This window comes from Hungatella sp. SB206, assembly GCF_051132295.1.
Taxonomy (GTDB): domain Bacteria; phylum Bacillota; class Clostridia; order Lachnospirales; family Lachnospiraceae; genus Hungatella; species Hungatella effluvii.
Map to the genome: position 1 here is coordinate 7,028,944 of NZ_CP096603.1, position 20,838 is coordinate 7,049,781.

The window sequence follows — 20,838 nt, forward strand, 5'->3', positions numbered from 1 at the left end:
TGCGCCGCCTGTCACACTATTTCAACAATTCCGCCAGCTGCCGCTTTAAATTCTCCAATTGCACAAACACGGAAGCGTCCACGATTCCTTCCTCCGTCTCAATCTGCACATAGCCAGGCTGCTGCTGTTCCGGTCTGATGCGGACGTATCCGCTGTTTCTGTCTCTTAATGGTTCCAGACGTCTCTCCAGTTCCTCCACCAGAGCGATGGAGTCGTCCGATAAATGCACGGTGATCTCATTCTTATCCCGCTCCGACATCACGGCCTGCTCCACTAAATCTGCCAGTCCCTCTGCACCGGCACCTACTTCTCTCTGCAGAATTTTTTCCGCGATTACAAGGGCCATCTCTGTAATTCTGGCTTTTATCTCCTCCGAGTACTCTTCCAGCTGGCGTCCCGCCTGTTCCACAGACCATCCAATCTTTTTTAGCCCCTCGGATATGTCCGCTTCGGCCCGGTTTATTCCGTCTTCATAGCCGTGTTCCTCTGCCTGCTGCTTCAGCCGCTCCGCTTCCGTCAGGGCCGTATTCACAATCTTATCCCGCTGGGCATAAGCGTCCTCTAAAATCCGGGCGGCAGACTGTTCTGCCTGGTTTCTGGCATGTTCCAGAATCTTTCTCTTTTCTTCGGATATCAGTGCATAACGGGGCACCGCTCCATCCGCGGCTTCTCTGGCCCCGTTCCCCGGTTCCCCGCTTATCTCCTCCGCCTGGGCGGTCTCGGGGCCGGTCATCTGATAGGCCGGAACTCTTCCTTCCCCCAGCACCGTCTGTCCGGACTTGATTACCCTATACAATGATCTCATCCTTTCCATCCTTGGAGATTACGATCTCGCCCTCTTCCTCCAGACGGCGGATCACAGCCACGATTCTCTGCTGCGCCTCTTCCACGTCGCTCATACGAATATTATGCAGGTACTCCATGTCGCTCTGTATGGATTCTCTCATACGGTTGGACATATTGGCAAAAATTGCACTCATCACATCCTTGTTGGACACCTTTAACGCAACCGCCAGATCCTTGGAATCTGTCTCTCTTAAGAAGCGTTGGATAGACAGCGGATCCAGGTATGCAATATCTTCAAATACAAACATCAGCTTGCGCACATCCTCGGCAAGCTGGGGATTCTTTAAGTTCAGTTCGTCAAAAATATCTCTCTCCGTGCTGCGGTCCACATGGTTCATAATGTCGGCGATGTAGTTGAGTCCGCCCACCTCCATAGTCTCCTCCGAAGATGAGGAGCCGATCTTCTTCTCCAGCACCTCTTCCGCAATCTTGATTGCCATCGGCAGAGCCCGGTCCATAGCTGCAATGCGCTCCACCACATCCACCCGTGTCTCCTGAGGCAGATTGGCGATGATCTTGGACGCCTGCTCCGGCGTGGCGTATGAAAGTATAAGCGCCAGCGTCTGCGGATGCTCGTTCTGTATAGCAGTCATCAGAGTCTTATAATCCACTTTTCTGATAAAACTGAATGCCTTGGTCTTAAGCGCCTTGCTGACCCGGTCCATCAAATTTCTGGCCTGCTGCTGGCCAAACGCTTTTTCAAGCACTTCCTTGGCGTAGTCTTTTCCGCCCTCTGTAATCACCTTTTCTGTCACACAGCAATTATAAAAGTCCTTGGCTATGTCCTCCATCTCATCCGGTGCCAGGTGAGGGAGTCTCGTAATCTCCATGGACAGCTGCTCCACTTCATTCTCTGTCAGATACCGGAACACCTCGGAGGCCCGTTCCGTACCGAGCATGGATATGACGGCCGCAGCTTTTTCTGCTGGTCTTCTTTCTTCTGCCGGCATATTACTTCTTCTCCTCCTTCAGCCAGGTACTTATCATGGATGCGATAATCTCGGGATTGTCCTCTGCGAAGGAACGAACCTGATTCACCGGATCCTGGGGTTTGACCGGAACATCGGCAATCTGATTCTCCACTGCGCGCTCTTCGGCGCGTTCTGCAATGTCGCTGTCCAGATCAAAGACATCTCCCTCAAACGGTCCGAAAAGCTCCTGGTCTTCTTTTCTCTGTTTCTTTCTTCTGTGGCGTAAAATGAGGAACAGAAGCACGAGGAATAAGAAAACACCGGCCGCGGCTCCCGCCACCAGCACACGCGGATCGATTCCCCCGACGCCCGGAGCCGTCACCGGGATCACCGGCTTTTCCGGTTCCGAAGTTTTCTCTGACGCAATCTGCTGGAAGCTGGATACCACAATGTCTTCCTGTGCGATATTGGCAGCCTTCGACGCCGCATCGATCAGCTGCTGCTTCTTCGACTCCGTCAGATTATTGTCATTCACTGTGATAGCCACGGTGGCCTTCTGCAGTTTCACATTGTCTTTCTCGATCTGTTTCTTAATATAGCCCACCAGATAATCCACATCACGGTAGTAATCGCCGTCAGCCCCATTGGCCCCACCGGTTCCTGCCGCACCGTAAGTCGGAATATCCGTATTATTTTCTTCCCCGGCTACACCACCGGCGCCTCCGCCCTGGCCATTTACCGACTGGCCAGACTTATAGTGATCCACCACACCCTGACCGTTGTCCTGTGGCTCATACTGCAGATCCTCGGTGATCATCTTATCGTAATCGATGACTACGGTAGCAGATACGCGGATCTGTCCCGGAGAATACGCAAGAGTCAGAACGTTCATAATCTTATCCTGAAGCCGCTTCTCCACCTTTGCCTCAAAATCCAGACGGCCCAGACCGTAGCTGGTCAGACCTCCCACATCGTCGGATACCATCTCCTGCATGGTCTCGGCGTTGACTACAGTCACGTTCTCCGGCAGAAGCCTGGGAACGCTGTTGGCAATCAGGTTCTTGATCGCACCCACCTTCTCCGGTGACAGCTCACAGGAGGGCATCAGCGTCAGGGAGACGGCGCCTGTACTGTCAGCCCCCTGATCGTCCCACACGTAGTTGCTGTCGTCGGATACATTTAATGTCACTATGGCGTTCTTGATGCCGTTCATGTCCTTCAGTGTCCGCTCAATTCTGTCCTGAAGGTTTAACAGAAGGTACTGGCGCTTTTCAAACTCTGTCGTTGTAAAGCCCATATTATCCGAAAAAATGTCAAAAGGAAGTGCCGTTTTCGGATATCCAAGTTCTGACATATCAAGCATAATGTCACCGACCTGGTTCTCCGGAACCGTCACTTCTCCTTCTGCATTTCTCTTCGCGCCGACTCCTCGACCGTTCAGCACTGCAAGTATCTCGTTATTCTCTTCTCTTGAAATACCGGGGAAGAGCACTACGTATTCCCCATCTTTATTTGTATTTAACAGGATTGCCGCTGCCAGTGCGATAATAACAGCTGCCAGTATCCCCGCTGCCGCAGCTTTCTTTTTTTTGCTACCCAAAAGACGGCCGATCGTATCATTGCCATCGACTGCCGTTTTCACTTTTTCTTTCATACCCATAGTTCCACCACTGCTATCTTTCTGTTATTTTATATCTGCATTCCCATAATCTGAGTGTACGCACTGACTGCCTTACTGGTCAGCTGGGTCGTAAACTCAATTGCAGCAGCGGATTGTTCTGCCTGAATCAAGGCTGTATGTAAATTATCGATCTGTCCGGCAGCAAGCTTCACGTCCATTTCTCTGGTGTCTTTTACCGCCTGATCCGCTTCCTTTACCGCGTCCGTCAATATATTCTGAAAACTTTTATTCACCTGTTTCTGCGGGGTCTTGTCAAGTTTTTTCATCTCCTCCAAAGATGAAATTCCTTCCAGCCTCGTAATTGGTACTATAAACATATTTCTCCTCCAAGCACCCCTCTTATTTTGCTTTTGGTTACAAAATTTGGTTATTTTCAGTATAACTTTTTAAAATCGTTACGTCAACTTAAAACTTAAGAAAATAGTCGGTTTTTGTAATAATTCTTACGTTTTTCCATAACTTTCCACCTGCTGCCAAAATGAAAATGCAAATTTTTATCCCCAAAAAAATATTGTCAGACATCTATTGCACCCATATAAACAAACAAAAATACCACCATATTTTATGGCTGTTTCCTGTTTCAGCCATAAAATACAGTGGTTTGTGATCATTTCTTAATGAACCCAGACTCCGTCAGAGTTCAGGTAGTAGCCGCCGACGCTTGTCCCACGCACCATCATTCCGGTATCCGGTGCAAAATAATACCATTTTCCGTTGTCCAGGAGCCATCCGGTGTGCATGCTTCCGTCGCTGTCGAAGTAGTAAGTATTGCCGCCCAGCGTCAGCCAGCCGGTCTGCATGCTTCCGTCAGCCGCCAGGTAATACCACTTCCGGTTATCCTGAAACCATCCGGTCTGCATCGCCCCGTTGCTGTCCATGTAATAATATTTGCCGTTTTTCATCTGCCATCCGGTTAAAATGTAACCATCGTAATCGAACAGATACCATAAGCCTCCGATGTTCTGCCACGTATTTGCAGGATAGCTTCCGTCCGCGTTGCGGTACCACCATCCATCGGAATTCTTCACCCATCCGATGTTAGCCGGTGTCAGATTTGCATTCTGCCTGCCCGCTCCCAGGCTGTATGTCTGGTCGTCATCGATATCCTGTTCATCAGAATATACCCAGTCACCGCTGGTTATGTACCCCTGCTCCTCCGTATCCTTCGGGATTGCACGGACACGGAACTGGTAGCGGCCCGCCTGGGTCATAAAGGGATAAAAATCATAGGTAGTGGCGTTGACCTTTGCCACACCCTGAATCATCTGGCCATCGCGGTACAGCTTCAGTTCATACGCTCCGGCGTAGGGAACCTCTTCCCATGTGCCTTTTCCCAGCGGATAGCCTACCCATTCCGCAGAGTTCGTAATATCCAGCGTGCCGGAGGCCGGTGTCAGTTTTACAGTCAGAAGGAGTGTCTCATTATTATTCTGGCGTTTTACCGAGCCATAGGTCGCTCCCAATATCTGGAACTTCCCCGCTCCTGTGGTCTTCTCGAAATAACAGCCGCTTCTGGCATGGATCTCGATCTGTACCTTTGGCACGTCGCCCGGTTCCCAGTATTCCTTATTGCCGTTGACCCACGTGTAAGCTCCGATGGTATAGAGATTACTGTCAGTCGTCACATAGACCGTAGCCGCATCCAGATCGTAGTCGGCCTTCACATCGGAACGCACCTTGATCGACACGGAAGTGATCGGTGTTCTCGTCTCATTTTTCACCGCTGCCAGAGCTGTGCCTGAAGCGCCCGGCATCGCTGCCGTCAGCAAGCCACACGCCAGAACAGCTGCGGCAGCCTGTCTTAACCTGCGTAACATATCTTGTCCTCCTGTCTGCTACGGTATCCAGATACCCTCCGGATTAATGTAATACTTTTCAACGACTCTGTCCTTCACCATCCGTCCGCTGTCCGGATCCAGATAGTACCAGTTGTCCTTATAGCGAATCCAGCCAACTGCCATGCTGCCGTCCGGATTCATGTAATACCAGTCGTCGCCCTGCTGAAGCCATCCGCCGGACACTTTCCCCACCTGCGGGTCCAGATAATACCATACCCGGTTGTACTGGAACCATCCGGTCACCATGTCGCCGTTGGTCGTCAGGTAATATTCCCGGCCGTTCTTCGTCTGCCATCCGGTCAGCATGTAGCCGCCCATGTCAAATAAATACCATTTATCATTGATTAACTGCCAGCTGTTTACCGGGTACGTTCCGTCCGCATTCCGGTACCACCAGCCATTCCTGTCCTGTTCCCAACCAGGATTCTGTGAACCGGGACCGTCTCCCTGCCCGGGTCCCTGGCTGCCGCTGCCCGAGCTGCCGCCGGAACTGCCGTTTCCTGAGGACTTCCGTGTCTCCGCCGCCTCGGCATCCCGTTTTGTAATCTCCTGATTATCGGATTCCGTCCACTCTCCGGCTTTTAAATATTCCGCTTCCGACTCCGTCTTCGCCACGGCTCTCACTTTGAAATAGTAATCGCCCCGCGTCGTCATATGAGAGAAGAAATCATAATTGGTGGAGGACGTCTTTTCCACCCGGTACACCATGCGGTCTCCGCAGTAAAGCTTTACTTCATAGGCCGGCGCGTTTTCCACCTTACTCCATCTCGCCTTACCCAGTGGTGTCGACTCCCAGTATGCGCTCTCCACGGTTCCCAGCGTCCCTTTCACACCCTTCAGTTTTACGGACAGTATCAGGGAATGGTTATCCGTCTCCTTCTTTGCTGACGAATAGACAGCTCCCTTTACGGTGGTCTTTCCTGCGTTAATGGAGTTGAAATAGTATCCTTCCTCTGCCTCCAGCCTGATGTTTACCTTTGGAGTCTCCCCCGCCTTCCAACTTCCCCTGGAATTTGCGAAATCACACGATACCACCCGGTATTTTGAGCTGTTTGATGTGGCCGAGACTGTTCCCTCATCAGCTTCCGCTTCCACCGAAGAAGTGACTGTTACCGACACGGTCCTGATTGCCTCTTCTGCGTATGTAACCATGGAAAAACCGGCTGCCATGATCGTTATAGCGGCAAGAAGCAGCCACAGTCTGCCGGATTTGTTCTTATATCTCATCTTGTTTTCCCCCTGTTCATTTCATTTATTTAAAATCTTCTCTTTTTTATACTCTCCGTTAATCCGCTCTCCGCGGGCCGCCTACCATGGCCTCCGTATCGACACGATCGTGCGGTACGCCGGATTGTCATCCACCCGGATTCCCGCTTTTGCTGAGCGCGCGTGGACAATTCTTCCGCCTCCGATATACATGGCTACATGGCCCGGATAACAGACCAAATCTCCCGGTTCCATCTTTTCATACGCAATTTCTCTGCCAAAACCAGCCTGCTCGGCGGACGTTCTCGGGATAGAAACACCGAAGTGGCGGTAGACCGACTGGACGAACCCGGAGCAGTCCGCTCCTGAAGTCAGGCTGGTGCCGCCCCACACATAAGGATTCCCTATAAACTGCAGTGCATAGTCCGCAACATTCCGTCCGAATTCCGAACCGCCCGTGCTCTTGATCATTCCGGGGCCGCTGTTTTGCGCCGCCTCGGCATTCCTCCGAAGTTCTTCCGACCTGCGTTCCTCTTCCCGCTTTCTTTCCTCTTCCTTCTGAAGGAGCCGGATCTCCTCCGTCCTCTTCCTTATAATCTCGGCCTGGCTGCCCGCTTCCGCCTTTGCCGCCCTGAGTCTGCGGTCGAAATCAGACTCTTCCGCCCTTTTTTTCGTAATCATGGTCCGAAGCGTCTTTTCCCGGACTCCATATTCCTGTTTTAAGCTCTGAAGCTCCGACTGCCGCTCCTCCAGAACTTCCTTCCGGCCCAGCGCATCGTTCTTCGTCTTCTCATACTCTGTAATCAGCTTCCTGTCATACTCATAGAGCTGCTGAAAATACTCATTCCCATTGATCACATCGCCGATAGTTTTCGCTTTCAGAAGGATGTCCAGATAGGTGACATCGCCTTCTTCATAAATATACTGGAATCGCTTCTTCAGTATCTCGTACTGACGCTTTCGCTTTTCCTCCGCCTTCTGGTATTCCACGTCCTCTTTCTCAATCTGCCGCGTCATATCGGACATATCTGTCTCCAGTAAGTCCATATCAGTCAGCAAATCTGTCAGCTCCAGATCCAGTTGGCCAGCCTGCGCCGCGGCGTCCCCTTTTTTCTTCTCCAGTTCCTCCGCTTCCCTATTTACAGCCTCGTACCTCTCCTCCGCTTCTTTTTTCTGACGCTCCGCTTCGGATACGGGAGAGGCCGCCGAAGCAAACGAAAGCATCTGCCCCAGGCAGACCGCTGCGGCTGCATAAAAAAGAAAACGGCAGTACTGAACCGGTTTCTGATGCCCCATCATTTGTAATCCCCTGACTCATATCATAATAATAAACGGTGTAACCGTTTGCTGATATCAGTGTACCATAGCTGGGGAATAATTTCAAATTAAGAATAAATTACTAAAATATTCCAAATTCTGTAACCTGCAACAGTAAAATAAAAAGACCGGCATCCGACACATCACGTATCGGACACCAGTCCATTCGCACCAATCCTATTTTCTGAGGGAAAGCCTTACAAGCGCTCTTCTGAGCGCCAGTTCCGCCCTCATGGTATCAATTTCGCCGCTCTCTTCTTTCAGGCGGCGCTCCGCACGGATTCTCGCTTCCTCCGCACGGTTACTATCGATCTCGTCCGGCCACTCGGCCACTTCGGCCATAATGGTGATTCTCTCCGGAAGAATCTCAATAAATCCGGACATCAGAGCCGCCTCCTTAACCTGGCCCTCCTCATGAATCTTTAAGACTCCGGGAGCCACGATAGCGGTCAGCGGGATATGATTTCTGTATACACCGATGTCCCCCTCCGTTGTCGTAAGTTCCACCATGGAAGCTTCTCCATCGTAAAATCTCCGCTCGGGAGTAATCACATGCAGTTTGAATAAATCAGCCATATTCCCACCCCCTATTTCACACGGGCAAGAACATCATCCATACTACCTGCATTTAAGAAATAGCTTTCAGGAATATCGTCATGTTTGCCTTCCAGAATCTCCTTGAAGCCCTGAATCGTATCAGCAAGCGGAACGTAACGGCCTTCCAGACCGGTAAACTGTCCTGCCACGAAGAACGGCTGGGATAAGAATCTCTGAATCTTTCTCGCACGGGAAACGGTAAGCTTATCCTCTTCTGAAAGCTCATCCATACCCAGCATGGCGATGATATCCTGTAACTCTTTATACTTCTGAAGTACTTCCTGCACGCCGCGGGCTACCTTGTAGTGTTCTTCACCCACGATACGCGGATCTAAGATACGGGAGGTGGACTCCAGCGGATCTACAGCCGGATAGATACCAAGCTCTACGATCGCACGGCTTAAAACGGTGGTCGCATCCAGATGGGCAAATGTGTTTGCCGGAGCCGGGTCAGTCAAGTCATCGGCCGGCACGTAAACAGCCTGTACGGATGTGATGGAACCGTTCTTTGTCGATGTAATACGCTCCTGGAGAGCGCCCATCTCCGTCTGCAGGGTCGGCTGGTATCCAACCGCGGATGGCATACGGCCAAGCAGAGCGGAAACCTCGGAACCTGCCTGCGTGAAACGGAAGATGTTGTCGATGAACAAAAGGACGTCCTTTCCTGCCTGGTCACGGAAATACTCTGCCATGGTCAGTCCGGTCAGTCCGACTCTCATACGGGCTCCCGGCGGCTCGTTCATCTGTCCGAACACCATGGTCGTCTTATTGATAACGCCTGATTCCTGCATCTCATAGTATAAATCGTTGCCCTCACGGGTACGCTCACCAACGCCGGTGAATACGGAATATCCGCCGTGCTCTGTGGCGATGTTACGAATCAGCTCCTGAATTAATACGGTTTTACCTACACCGGCGCCGCCGAACAGACCGATCTTACCGCCCTTCTGATAGGGGCAGAGAAGATCGACTACCTTGATACCTGTCTCCAGAATCTCGGTCTCTGTGGACTGCTCTTCAAATGTAGGAGCCGGTCTGTGGATCGGTAAGTACTCTTTCACTACCGGCTTTGGTTTATTATCGATGGGATCACCCAGTACGTTAAAGATACGTCCCAGGGTTTCTTCACCGACTGGTATCGTGATCGGTGCACCCGTTGCGACGGCTTCCATACCACGCACCAGTCCATCGGTCGAACCCATGGCGATACATCTTACGGTATCATCGCCAAGGTGCTGGGATACTTCCACAACCAGGCGGTTTCCGTTTTTCATCGTGATGTCGATTGCATCATTGATGCTCGGAAGCCTGCCCTGGCTGAACTTGATATCCAGTACGGCACCGATGATCTGGGTGATCTTACCAATATTTTGTTCTGCCATCTTGTTTCTCCTTTATTTTATAATGAAGTCCGGTTCGCCTTCGCGCTCCCCGAACCCGCTATACCTATGATATCGCATTGGCACCTGCAATGATCTCAGTAAGCTCCTGCGTAATGGAGCCCTGTCTTGCACGGTTGTATGCCAAACCAAGTTCTTCAATCATCTCTTCCGCGTTATTCGTCGCAGAATCCATGGCTGTCATTCGAGCGCCGTTCTCACTTGCCACAGCCTCTAATAGCGCGCCATAAATCAAGCTGCTCATATATTTCGGAATGATGGAATCCAGCACCTGATCTTCATTCGGTTCGTAGTTCATAAGCACCAGGTCCGTCTTTTCACTGTCTTTGCCGGCTTCCACGGGAAGCAGCTTTTTCAGCGTCGGAATATGGGTCACCGTATTTTTGAATGAAGTGTAGGCCAGATAGATTTCACCGATCTGGTTCTGACCAAACGCATCCAGAAGTTCCGCAGTCACATCCGCCGCGTCGCGGTAGATCGGCTCATTGATAACCTCGGAATAGTCCTCGGCGATCGCATAGCCTTTTCTCACAAAGGAATCCTTTCCCTTACGGCCGATTGCATAAATGACAGTATTCTCCGGAGTAACTCCCTCCGTACCCGTTACCAGCTTGACGATGTTGTTGTTATAACCGCCCGCCAGTCCTCGGTTGGAAGTGATGGCGATTACCGCCTTCTTCTTCGAGTCTCCCGCCTTTAAATACTTGTGCTCAATACTGCCGGATTTGCGCAGCATGGAACAGATGGTATCGTACATCAGGTCGTAATACGGTTTTGATTCTTCCGCCTTCGCTCTGGACTTCTGCAGCTTCACGGTGGATACAAGCTTCATGGCTTTCGTAATCTGCTCGGTGCTTTGAATACTTTCTTTTCTATGTTTGATATCCCTCATGGATGCCATGATTCTTCACCTGCCTTTAATAAGCCTCCGCTTTACACTCGTTAATCGCCTTCGTCAGCAGTGCATCCGTCTCCTCGGTAATCTGCTTCGTCTCACGGATGGAAGCCGGGATCTGCGGATATTTGCCGTCGATAAAGCTGAATAATGCCCTTTCAAAATCAAGAATGCGGTGAGTCGGAATGTCAAGCAGCAGTTTTCTGGTTGCCGCGAAAATAATCATGACCTGATATTCTACCGGCATCGGCTGATACTGGCCCTGCTTTAACACTTCCTTGATTCTCTCGCCCTGTGCCAGCTGTTCCGTGGTCTCCTTGTCAAGCTCTGAGCCGAACTGGGCAAAGCTTGCAAGCTCGCGGTACTGAGCCAGCTCCACACGGATGGGAGCGGCAATCTTCTTCATCGCCTTGATCTGAGCCGCGCCGCCTACACGGGATACGGACAGACCTGCGTTGATAGCCGGACGGAAGCCGGAGTTGAACATCTCTGTCTCCAGATAAATCTGGCCGTCAGTAATAGAGATAACGTTTGTCGGAATATATGCCGAAACGTCACCTGCCTGAGTCTCAATAATCGGAAGAGCCGTTAAGGAGCCGCCGCCTAAAGCGTCGGATAACTTACTTGCTCTCTCTAAAAGTCTTGAATGGAGATAGAATACATCGCCCGGATATGCCTCACGTCCCGGTGGTCTCTTGAGCAGTAAGGACAGGGTACGGTAAGCCGCCGCATGTTTACTTAAGTCATCGTAAACAACCAGCACGTCCTCGCCGTTCTCCATCCACTCCTCGCCGATGGCGCATCCGGAGTATGGAGCAATATACTGAAGAGGAGCCAAGTCGGAAGCCGTGGATACCACGATGGTGGTGTAATCCATAGCGCCGTACTCCTCAAGAGTCTTAACAATGGTAGCAACCGTAGAAGCCTTCTGGCCGATGGCCACATAGATACAGTGAACGCCCTGGCCCCTCTGGTTGATGATGGTATCGATGGCAATCGCCGTCTTACCTGTCTGACGGTCGCCGATAATTAATTCACGCTGTCCTCTTCCGATGGGGATCATGGCGTCGATCGCCTTGATACCGGTCTGAAGCGGCGTGTCTACTGATTTTCTGTCAATTACGCCGTGAGCAACTCGCTCGATCTGACGGAATTTGTCTGTCTGGACCGGTCCCTTGCCATCTACCGGCTGTCCCAGCGCGTTCACCACGCGGCCGGTCATCGCATCGCCGACAGGAACTTCCACCACGCGGCCGGTCGTCTTAACGGTATCGCCCTCGCTGATGTCTCCAGCACCGAGTAAAACGGCGCCCACGTTATCCTCTTCCAGGTTGAGTACCATGCCGTAGATATCTCCCGGGAACTCTAAAAGTTCACCCTGCATGGCGTTCTCAAGACCGTGGATACGTGCAATTCCGTCCGCTACCTGAATGACTGTACCAACATCAGAGACTTCCAGCTTTGTAGAATATCTTTCAATCTGTTCCTTGATGACAGAACTGATCTCTTCTGGTCTTAAATTCATTAAGGTTTGCACCTTCCTTCTATCTTTCTATTTGTTACGATAACTGCAGTTTTGACAAGCTGCGGTGCAGCTCGTTAATCTGCGTTTTAATGCTGGAGTCCACGACGCGGTCTCCGATCCGGATAACCAGACCGCCGATTAAGGACGGGTCCACCGAATACTCCATCTCAAATTCCACGTACTCCGTGATTTCTAAAAGCCTCTGTTCGATCATGGCTTTCTGTTCACTCTTTAATTCCACGGCGCTCGCCACATGGGCCACGCCGATTTTCTTATATTCTTTGACCGTATCGATAAAATACGTGCAGATTGCAGGAATGTCCTTCTGTCTGCCCTTGTCGACAATGACTGCCAGAAAACCCATCAGATCGTCTGACACCCGGCCGGCGAAGATATTCGTTATGATACCGATCTTCTCTTCCTTCACAATCTTTGGATTATCCAGAAGTTCCGCCAGTTCCCGGTTCTCCCGCCAAATGGCAAGCAGCGCCTTCACCTCATGAAACAGGGTGTCAACACTCTGCTTTTCGATGGACTCTTCAAACAATGCATCGCCGTATACTTTTGATACTAGCTTTGCCATGTGCTCTCACCCATCTCTTTCAAAGTTTCCTCAATCAGGGCATCCGATACCGTTGTATCAATGGACGCAGCCACAACCTTGCCGGCCATGACAGAAGCGATGGATATGATCTGTTCCTTCATATCGTCAAGCGCTTTCTTTCTCTCCAGCTCTACTTCGCGGTTACCCCTCTCAATAATGCGGTTCGCTTCTTCCCTGGCTTCTGTAAGTATTTCTGCTTCGCGCTGTTTTGCTCTCTTTCTCGCATCCTCTAATATCTGTTCCGCTTCTTTATTGACGCTGGTAAGCCGTGTCTGGTACTCTTCCTTCATGGCTCTTGCAGCTTCTTTGTCATCAGCAGCGGACTTCAGTTCTCCGGCGATCTTCTGTCTTCTTCTCTCCAGGACGTCACGCACGGTGTTGAACAGCAGATAGGATAACGCGAAAAACAGGATAAAGACGTTAATGCCCGTCACAAACGCATCGAAAAGCAGCTGTGGGTCAAATCCCAATAATCGTTCCAAGGTTTCGCCTCCTCTCGCTCTCTATTCTTATCCGTTCTTCTCTTTAGCTGAATGGCTTTAAGAACATAAGGATAGCAGCGACAGCGAAACCGTAAAGACCTGTTGTCTCGGCAACGGCCTGGCCTAAAAGCATGGTAGATGTGATATCAGACTTCGCGCCCGGATTGCGGCCTACTGCTGCTGCTGCGTGTCCTGCTGCGATACCCTGTCCAATACCAGGTCCGATACCTGCGATCATCGCAAGGCCCGCACCGATTGCTGAACAACCTAAGATAAAATCCTGTCCTGAAATTCCGTTCATAGATAACTTCCTCCTGAAATCAATTTTGTATTACGCGCTCCTGCGCTTTTTGATTGTGAAAACAATCCTTGTTAATCCATCTTATCATTGACATATACCATGGTCAGCATACAGAATACATATGTCTGTATACATCCCGAGAACAGGTCACAATATACATGTAAAAATGACGGGATACCAATTTTTACAAAAATTGGCATCATGCCGTACCACAATCCCATGATTACAACGCCTGACATCATATTACCGAACAGACGAAGCGCCTGAGACAGTGGATTTGTAATCTCTCCGATCAAGTTAATCGGGAATAGGATCGGAAACGGTTTGAACATGCTCGTCAGATGACCGATTCCGTGGTTTTTAATACCCTGATACTGTGTAATGCAGAATGTGAAGATACCCAGCATAAACGTTACACCAAAGTCTCCTGTTGGTGTTCTGAGTCCAAATAAGCCGCCAATATTGCAGAACAATATGAAAATAAATATAGTTCCGATATAGTTAACGAACTTTTTCGCATTATGACCCATTGTGCCGTTTACCATGTTATCAAGCGTCTCTACTGCGAATTCCATGATATTCTGGAATGTGCCCGGTACTTCCGTCGCTTTTTTCATCTTAACATTGGTTACAATTGCGATCAGCAATATGACAATGGTCACGATACTTAAACCGATCTCAGTCGTTGTTACCCAGAGTTCCTGGCCGAATGCCTGAAACTTGAAAACGCCCTTGATCATAAAGTCCACATTATTGGCACTAGCTATGCCCATACGCTTAAGCCTCCTTTCTTACTTGATCACACCGGCTCCTGTACACGAAAATTACTCCTCTTTTTTCCCACGTGACACGATCCTGTGTATAACCGGCTGCAGATATGCACCAGCCTTGAGTCCGAGGACTCCGATTACTAGGGCAACCGCATTGACCTGATCCGGAAACCAGACCAAGACGATAACCAGAACAGCAAAAAGCACGACATAACGGATGACCGAACTGATCACCGTCCTTTTCTGGACAGTCTTCGAATCTTCCGTCTTCATGGAGCGGTCCAGCACCTCCGCCATGGAAAAAAACATGGCAAGAGCCAGGACCATCCCCAGCAGGAGCCCGGCAAAAACCGACGGCTTCGGATACACAATAAGCGCAACCAGCATGGCTGCCACGGTAAAAATCACGATTCCTGATGAAACCTCAAGCACCAGATTCTTTGTTTCCTTCCCCAATTCACAAATCCTCCTGTTTTCTAAAGCTTTTCATCATCCTCATGTCTCCTTACGCGGCTCTTCTGCTTCGGCTTATGCACCGGCGGACGCGGCTCTCCCATTTGCTCCCGACGTGCCTCCTGATCCTCTTTTTTCTCTTCCTGTTCATTCATCCGAAGCGTCGTCATGGCTACCTTGTAGCCGTTCCATCCGCCTGCCAGAAATCCCAGAAACATCAGAAAGATCGTCAGGTTCGTCCCGGCATGCCGGTCAATCCAGCTGCCGGCAAGAATACAGACAAACACAGGCACCATGACGCTGAGACCCAGTTGGGTAACCATCATCATATTCCTCATTACGCTCTTTTTATGGCGCATGAATCCACCTGCTTTCTGCATTTTGCACATATACATGGTATTATACCTAAAAATTTTGATTTTGTCTATTATGTACGTAAATTTTACTGGATAATATTGGATGGTATACAAATTGCGGGTTTTTGTACATTTTTTAGTACAAAAAAAGGGGAGCCGGTTTGCTATATCTTACCCCGATTCCCACTTTTTTATTCAAATTCTAAAAATTTTTTAGGCTTTTTCCACTATTTCTCTTCTTTTTTATCTGCCGTATGATAGAAATCCTTCTTACTGCATCCGGCTCTTCCGCCTCCCGCGCAGGCGCAGGCACACGCGCAGCCCGCACAGGCACACGCACACGCACAGCTGCCTCCCCCGCTTCGCGGCCCGTGATAGCCGTGATAGCCGCGGCCTCCGTTGTAATGGCTCTGGTCGGAATCCCCCAGGAAGCCGAATACGGCGCACAGCGCACCGAAAAACAGGACGATGGTAATGGCTCCAACGATGGGGTTGTCCCCCTCCACGCCATTGCGGTACTCCTTCCAGACAACCAGCTCCGGCCGCCGGAAACCCTCCAGGGCGCAGGTCAGCTTCATCTGTCTGCTCTCCCCTTTTTTCAGGGCCCCCTCCCACACCAGGTCTCCGTCTTCCGTCCGGTCCGCGTTATGGGTCAGGATATTCCGCCTCTGCTCCCAGGTAAACACGTAGTGCTTCACACGCATTTCATCAAACCAGCCCGGTGTGAAATCGTAAAATGGCCCTTCCGGGTCGGCGCTGTTCTCACACAGCATGTTTCTCTGATGTACCGTAAACCAGAAGGTGGCTGTCTCCCCCTTGTAATAGGACCGGTCCAGATACAGCTCCAGCATGGGATTCTCAGAAGATTCTGACGGCTGGTAACGAATTCCACCGGCTGCTCCGCCAAACTCCTTCACCACATAGTTAGGATTCGCCATGCCCAGCTTCACCCAGCTGAAAGGTCCCTCCTTTGAATCATTTAAGACCTTCCACTCATAGCTGTATGTAATCTCCAGGCTTCCATCGTCCTGGGGCGTCACGTGAACGCGGTAGTCCGTCATCTCATCTAACGGCATACAGGCGATAATCAGATAAATGATCAGTACGGCCAGACCGATGGCCGCCAGGATCAGGGCTTTCCGGATTCTCTCTTTTTTCAGTTTTTTCTTTTCCTCTTCCTCTGCTTTTGCCCTCGATTTGGCCATTACGTTTCACCACCCTTTTCGGATTTCCCGGTTCGGAGCGGGCAGAACAGGCTTTCCTCTTCCCCCATGGCCCGGATTTTTTTGCACATCGCATGGTTCCAGATGCTTTTCCAGGAATCTTTTTTCATATCCCCCAGAACCACACCGCCCAGCCAGCTCTGACACGGAACGGCCAGCCCGTCGGGTGTCACGGCCATGTTGGACAGACAGGCGCCGCACATGGGCACCGGTATTCCCAGCCGCTTTAAGAGCTTCACCTCCGCCCGGCCGGGTGACGTAAAACCGATCTCCATCCCCGTTTCCCGGCAGATTTCCGCCGCTGCTGTCAGAATCTCTCCCATCTCCCTGACGGACAGCTGGCTGGAGACTGAGCCGCCGGAGGAGGCGTTGCCCGTCTCGATCAGCCCGGAGCAGGTGACATACCGGACCCCCAGTCCGTCTAAAAACGCCAGCGTCTTCCCATAATCCTGGTTATCCCTGCACAGCGGCGTATTCACGCTGACATTAAGTCCTGCGTTTAATGCGTTCCGGATTCCTTCTGTGGTTTTGTGAAAGCCGCCTTTCCGGCCGACAAGGGAATCGTGAATCCCGCTGTCCCAGGAATAAAGCGTGATCTGTACGCTGTCCAGGCTGGCCTCGTAAAGCTCCCTGCATAAATCCGGCGTAAGCAGGATTCCATTGGTATTGAGGCGCGTCACAAACCACCGCGAGTACGCGACCAGCTCCACTAAGTCCCTGCGCTGCGTCGGTTCCCCGCCCGTAAAGGTAACCTGGGGCACACCGGCGCTTTTCAGCCTGTCGATAATTTTCTTCCATTGCTCCGTATTAAGCTCTTTTCCCTCTGCCTCCGGCTGTCCGGCGGCGTAGCAGTGGCGGCACTGTAAATTACAGTTCCAGCCTCCGTCCGCCTTCGTCATGGCACTCACCATCAGATCCATCCGGTAAGGCGCCGTCATGTGTGGCGCATACTCCCGCAGGGACAGCGGTTCGATCTCCCCGGAGGGTTCTTCTCCGCAGGCGGCACCGTAAAGCATGGCCAGCATTTCCTCCAGATCGCCGCGCAGCTGTTCCTCAGGTACCCGGTACGACTTCCCCGTCCTCTCCACGGCCGCCGTCACGACCTTTTCCATATCTTTTTCGTCCATGGGACGGCCGTCATACCGGTTCACCTCACGGATAAAATTCCCCAGGAGAACCGCCCAGGAGTATCCCAGCGGAAGGATGTAATATCCATTTAAAATCATCGCATAAGGATTTTTTCCAAAGGGGCGATATTTCGGGGGAATGAGATGAATCCGCACCGCGCCCGGCCCTTTTGGGTTCAGAGTCGTATGTACCACGCCCTCCTTCCAGGCCCTGTATGCTGCCGCCTCCCGTTTTAACACCATGATGCCTCCTCCTTTCCTGCAGCCGCCTCACTTCGGCTTTCTGTATGTATACTGAAAATTTTACCACAGCGTCTGCCGGAAATCCATATGTTTAAAAGTGCAAAAAACCGCCTGGGTAAGCACCCGGCCCGGAATCTCTTCCGAACCGGACACTCAACCGGCGGTCCATAGTCCATATTCTTAACGCAGTCCTTTTTCGGCTATCTGGCCTTTTCCACCATATCCAGAACGGCCTTCTTGCTCTGTACACCGACGCTGGTCGCTACGACCTTGCCGCCCTTGAATACAAGCAGGGTCGGGATGCTCATAACGCGGTACTGTCCGGCTAAATCCGGCTGCTCATCGACGTTCACCTTGCCAACCTTCAGTCCCGGATGATTCTCCTCCGCGATCTCATCAATAATCGGTGAAAACATCTTGCACGGTCCGCACCAGGTCGCCCAGAAATCGACGATCGCTATGTCACTGCTCTTTAATACTTCCTGATCAAAATTTTCCTGTGTAAATGTTACTACTGCCATAATATGGTTCCTCCTTATTCTGCGCTTTCTGAAAGCGCCTGCGTAATTATATTTTTCATAATGTCTTTTGTCAGCGCGCCGCTTGCATAGCCGATGACGCGTCCTTCACGGTCAATCATGAACGTGGTTGGGAATGCTGTTATATAGTATTGTAACAGAACATCACCCGTCGTGTCCATAAGTGTGGGATAAGAATATCCGTTATCCTCCATAAACTTTGTCACTTCTTCTATAGTTTTGTCATTATTGTTCGGATTATCCTTCGTTTTTGGATTTGCCACGCTTAAAATGACAAGATCCTCTGAATTCTCCCCGTATTCCTTATAAAGAGCCTCGATATCAGGCATCTCCTCGCGGCATGGCGGGCACCAGGTCGCCCAGAAATTTAAAAATACGACTTTCCCCTTATAATCCGAGAGTTTATGTTCTTCTCCGTACTGATCCACCAGAGTGAAATCGGGCGCTTCCACACGGTCCGATGTATCCGGAAGACTGCTCTCTGTCTCGCCAGCAGCCGCGCTTTCGCTATCCTGTCCGTTATCCCCGCTCTGTCCCGCGCTTTGATCCGGATTCTGTCCGTTATCAGCCGGACTCTGCGTCTCGGTCTGCGGCGCCGTCTCTCCGCTGTCAGGAGTACCGTCCCCGCCGCCGGAAGGCGCCTGTGACTCGGTTACGGTCTGGCCGCCCACGCCAAAGCTCGATAAGTATCCGGTAATTCCGTTCATCCAGCCGGTAAACATCATAACGCCCATGGCGATCATCAGCACACCGCCGGCCTTTGTCGTGTACTTCACCACATTCTGATGCTTCTTAAAGAAATCGAGCACCGATCCGGTAAACAGTCCCACTGCCAGAAACGGAATGACGAAGCCCAGCGTATAGACGCCGATCAGTAAAAATCCGGTCCCCTGGGAGGTTGCCGAGGAAGCCATCAAAAGAACGCTTGCAAGCGCAGGTCCCACACAGGGAGTCCATGCGAAGCTGAAGGTAAAGCCGAGCACTAATGCCAGGAGCGGGTTCATCGCCAGCTGATTCAGCCGGAAAGGAAGCCTGTGTTCCTGCCCCAGCACGGAGCTTCCGAACACACCCAGCTGGAATAATCCGAACAGGACGACGATAATGCCGCCGATCCGTGCGAACAGGGTTCTGTTGCTGCCAAAGAACCGGCCTGCTGCCGTAAATCCAAAGCCCAGCAGGAAAAATGCAAAGCTGACGCCGATTACGAAAAACAGCGTATTGATCATAACTTTTTTTCTCGAATACCGGACGCGTCCCTCTTCATCGACGGTCCTCGTTCCTCCTGCCAGATATCCGATGTAAAGCGGTACAAGTGGCAGCACGCAGGGTGAAAAAAAGCTTAAAAGTCCCTGAATAAATACTGTAATTGCCGGTATTCCGACTTCAACTGAAAATCCCATATCGCCTCCTGAAAGTGTTATTAACTGTAATTTTATTTGTTTCAGTTTGTACTGTTATTATAAAAGTTACAGTTAATATTGTCAAGTACTTTCGAAAAGTTTTTTAATTTATTTGTTTCCATTCACGGCCCCGTCTGCCCTGCGCTGTCCGGTCTGGCCCTGCCGGTTGACGCGGACTTTCCGGTGACTTTGCAGGGGATTAGCAATTCTTAACGCGCAGAGTTTTTCGTTCAGGGGAAATCTCCACCTGTTTGAGCGGCAGCGAGTTTGGGGATTTCCCCTGGTTTTTAGAAAAATTCTGCACGTTTAGAAGTGCTTATCCCCGAAACCGGAACCGGAAAGGCCGCGTCAACCGGCAGGGCCAGACCGGACAGCGCAGGGCAGACGGAGCCGTGAGCGGCAGCGGTTTACTCGGCCGGATCATCCGGAACGTATTCCAGAATGTCTCCCGGCTGGCAGTCCAGCGCCCTGCAGATCGCCTCCAGCGTGGTAAAACGGACGGCTTTCGCCTTATTATTCTTCAGAATGGATAAGTTGGCCATAGTGATATCCACTTCGCCCGCAAGCTCCGTCAATCCCTTTTTCCTCTTTGCCATCATGACATCAAGATTTACTACAATCGCCATTCTATCCCTCCTATATTGTCAAGTCGTTTTCCAGCTTGTACTGCACCGCCTTCTCAAACACCTGGCAGAGCACAATGGAAAAGAGTCCGGCAATGGCAAACACGATGATGATGACAGCCGTCGCCGGGGTGAGTGACACCGGCAGGCGGACGATGGAGAGAAGCGCAATCATGAAACTGCATTTACCCATCTTTTTAAGCGAACCGGCATTTTCCATGACAAACGGATTATCCGTCAGGACAGTGAGAAACATCCTCCGCAGCTCCTTTATGATAAACAGTGCCATCACACCGGAAGCCATATAGATCACGCATTGAAACACATAGTATTTCCGGAAGCTCTCGATGTAATTCCCAAAAAAATAAAACAGGACCGGGATGGCCGCCGTCAGCACAATCCCGATATAAAACATGGCATCCAGCATATATTTTGTAAAACGAACCAGTTTCGTATTCATAACAGGCACTCCTTCTTTCCGTTTCCGCTGCCGTTTTGGCG

23 protein-coding genes are annotated in these 20,838 nt (G+C 50.9%); all 23 read right to left on the reverse strand.

Annotated features, from left to right (window positions below; genetic code table 11):
• Positions 1 to 16 precede the first annotated feature (16 nt).
• Positions 17 to 805, reverse strand: a complete 789-nt coding sequence (locus M1L66_RS31345; RefSeq protein ID WP_187023775.1) for a FliH/SctL family protein — start codon at positions 803 to 805, stop codon at positions 17 to 19.
• On the reverse strand, positions 789 to 1,796 hold the full coding sequence (gene fliG / locus M1L66_RS31350) for a flagellar motor switch protein FliG (RefSeq protein ID WP_187023774.1): 1,008 nt from the start codon (positions 1,794 to 1,796) through the stop codon (positions 789 to 791). The genes M1L66_RS31345 and fliG overlap by 17 nt, the downstream gene beginning before the upstream one ends.
• Position 1,797: 1 nt before the next feature.
• Positions 1,798 to 3,417, reverse strand: a complete 1,620-nt coding sequence (gene fliF, locus M1L66_RS31355) for a flagellar basal-body MS-ring/collar protein FliF (RefSeq protein ID WP_434689584.1) — start codon at positions 3,415 to 3,417, stop codon at positions 1,798 to 1,800.
• Positions 3,418 to 3,446: 29 nt separating this feature from the next.
• Positions 3,447 to 3,755: a flagellar hook-basal body complex protein FliE gene (locus tag M1L66_RS31360; protein ID WP_187023772.1), complete on the reverse strand. Its 309-nt coding sequence runs from the start codon at positions 3,753 to 3,755 to the stop codon at positions 3,447 to 3,449.
• Positions 3,756 to 4,052: 297 nt separating this feature from the next.
• On the reverse strand, positions 4,053 to 5,255 hold the full coding sequence (locus M1L66_RS31365; protein WP_187023771.1) for an N-acetylmuramoyl-L-alanine amidase family protein: 1,203 nt from the start codon (positions 5,253 to 5,255) through the stop codon (positions 4,053 to 4,055).
• Between the two features lie 18 nt (positions 5,256 to 5,273).
• Complete coding sequence (locus tag M1L66_RS31370) at positions 5,274 to 6,503, reverse strand: N-acetylmuramoyl-L-alanine amidase family protein (protein WP_187023770.1); 1,230 nt, start codon at positions 6,501 to 6,503, stop codon at positions 5,274 to 5,276.
• Positions 6,504 to 6,584: 81 nt separating this feature from the next.
• Positions 6,585 to 7,781: an NlpC/P60 family protein gene (locus tag M1L66_RS31375; RefSeq protein WP_434689587.1), complete on the reverse strand. Its 1,197-nt coding sequence runs from the start codon at positions 7,779 to 7,781 to the stop codon at positions 6,585 to 6,587.
• 195 nt (positions 7,782 to 7,976) lie between these two features.
• Positions 7,977 to 8,375, reverse strand: a complete 399-nt coding sequence (gene atpC, locus M1L66_RS31380) for an ATP synthase F1 subunit epsilon (protein ID WP_187023768.1) — start codon at positions 8,373 to 8,375, stop codon at positions 7,977 to 7,979.
• 11 nt (positions 8,376 to 8,386) lie between these two features.
• Positions 8,387 to 9,778: a F0F1 ATP synthase subunit beta gene (gene atpD / locus M1L66_RS31385; protein WP_055659131.1), complete on the reverse strand. Its 1,392-nt coding sequence runs from the start codon at positions 9,776 to 9,778 to the stop codon at positions 8,387 to 8,389.
• Positions 9,779 to 9,842: 64 nt separating this feature from the next.
• Complete coding sequence (atpG, locus tag M1L66_RS31390) at positions 9,843 to 10,697, reverse strand: ATP synthase F1 subunit gamma (RefSeq protein ID WP_434689590.1); 855 nt, start codon at positions 10,695 to 10,697, stop codon at positions 9,843 to 9,845.
• 16 nt (positions 10,698 to 10,713) lie between these two features.
• Positions 10,714 to 12,216 (reverse strand): F0F1 ATP synthase subunit alpha, encoded by a 1,503-nt coding sequence (atpA, locus tag M1L66_RS31395; protein ID WP_117633036.1) that lies wholly within the window; start codon positions 12,214 to 12,216, stop codon positions 10,714 to 10,716.
• 34 nt (positions 12,217 to 12,250) lie between these two features.
• A complete protein-coding gene (atpH, locus tag M1L66_RS31400; protein ID WP_002605126.1) occupies positions 12,251 to 12,799 on the reverse strand; it encodes an ATP synthase F1 subunit delta in 549 nt (182 codons plus the stop codon).
• On the reverse strand, positions 12,787 to 13,302 hold the full coding sequence (gene atpF, locus M1L66_RS31405) for a F0F1 ATP synthase subunit B (protein WP_002605127.1): 516 nt from the start codon (positions 13,300 to 13,302) through the stop codon (positions 12,787 to 12,789). The genes atpH and atpF overlap by 13 nt, the downstream gene beginning before the upstream one ends.
• Positions 13,303 to 13,345: 43 nt before the next feature.
• A complete protein-coding gene (atpE, locus tag M1L66_RS31410; RefSeq protein ID WP_002605128.1) occupies positions 13,346 to 13,603 on the reverse strand; it encodes an ATP synthase F0 subunit C in 258 nt (85 codons plus the stop codon).
• Positions 13,604 to 13,674: 71 nt separating this feature from the next.
• A complete protein-coding gene (gene atpB, locus M1L66_RS31415; RefSeq protein ID WP_055659136.1) occupies positions 13,675 to 14,376 on the reverse strand; it encodes a F0F1 ATP synthase subunit A in 702 nt (233 codons plus the stop codon).
• 51 nt (positions 14,377 to 14,427) lie between these two features.
• Positions 14,428 to 14,829: an ATP synthase subunit I gene (locus M1L66_RS31420; RefSeq protein ID WP_434689594.1), complete on the reverse strand. Its 402-nt coding sequence runs from the start codon at positions 14,827 to 14,829 to the stop codon at positions 14,428 to 14,430.
• A gap of 20 nt (positions 14,830 to 14,849) precedes the next feature.
• Entirely contained in the window at positions 14,850 to 15,185 is a 336-nt protein-coding gene (locus M1L66_RS31425; RefSeq protein WP_055659138.1) for an AtpZ/AtpI family protein, read from the reverse strand.
• A 224-nt stretch (positions 15,186 to 15,409) separates the two neighbouring features.
• Positions 15,410 to 16,387, reverse strand: a complete 978-nt coding sequence (locus tag M1L66_RS31430) for a hypothetical protein (protein WP_434689596.1) — start codon at positions 16,385 to 16,387, stop codon at positions 15,410 to 15,412.
• The gene (locus M1L66_RS31435; protein WP_434689598.1) at positions 16,387 to 17,775 is read right to left on the reverse strand and encodes a radical SAM/SPASM domain-containing protein; all 1,389 of its coding nucleotides are present in this window, start codon (positions 17,773 to 17,775) and stop codon (positions 16,387 to 16,389) included. Before M1L66_RS31435 ends, M1L66_RS31430 begins: the two co-directional genes overlap by 1 nt.
• Before the next feature lie 200 nt (positions 17,776 to 17,975).
• Positions 17,976 to 18,296 (reverse strand): thioredoxin, encoded by a 321-nt coding sequence (gene trxA / locus M1L66_RS31440; protein WP_002605134.1) that lies wholly within the window; start codon positions 18,294 to 18,296, stop codon positions 17,976 to 17,978.
• Positions 18,297 to 18,310: 14 nt separating this feature from the next.
• The gene (locus tag M1L66_RS31445; RefSeq protein ID WP_187023765.1) at positions 18,311 to 19,714 is read right to left on the reverse strand and encodes a redoxin family protein; all 1,404 of its coding nucleotides are present in this window, start codon (positions 19,712 to 19,714) and stop codon (positions 18,311 to 18,313) included.
• Between the two features lie 407 nt (positions 19,715 to 20,121).
• The gene (locus M1L66_RS31450) at positions 20,122 to 20,340 is read right to left on the reverse strand and encodes a helix-turn-helix domain-containing protein (protein WP_025530931.1); all 219 of its coding nucleotides are present in this window, start codon (positions 20,338 to 20,340) and stop codon (positions 20,122 to 20,124) included.
• Positions 20,341 to 20,350: 10 nt separating this feature from the next.
• Entirely contained in the window at positions 20,351 to 20,797 is a 447-nt protein-coding gene (locus M1L66_RS31455) for a DUF2975 domain-containing protein (RefSeq protein WP_187023764.1), read from the reverse strand.
• Positions 20,798 to 20,838: the final 41 nt, after the last annotated feature.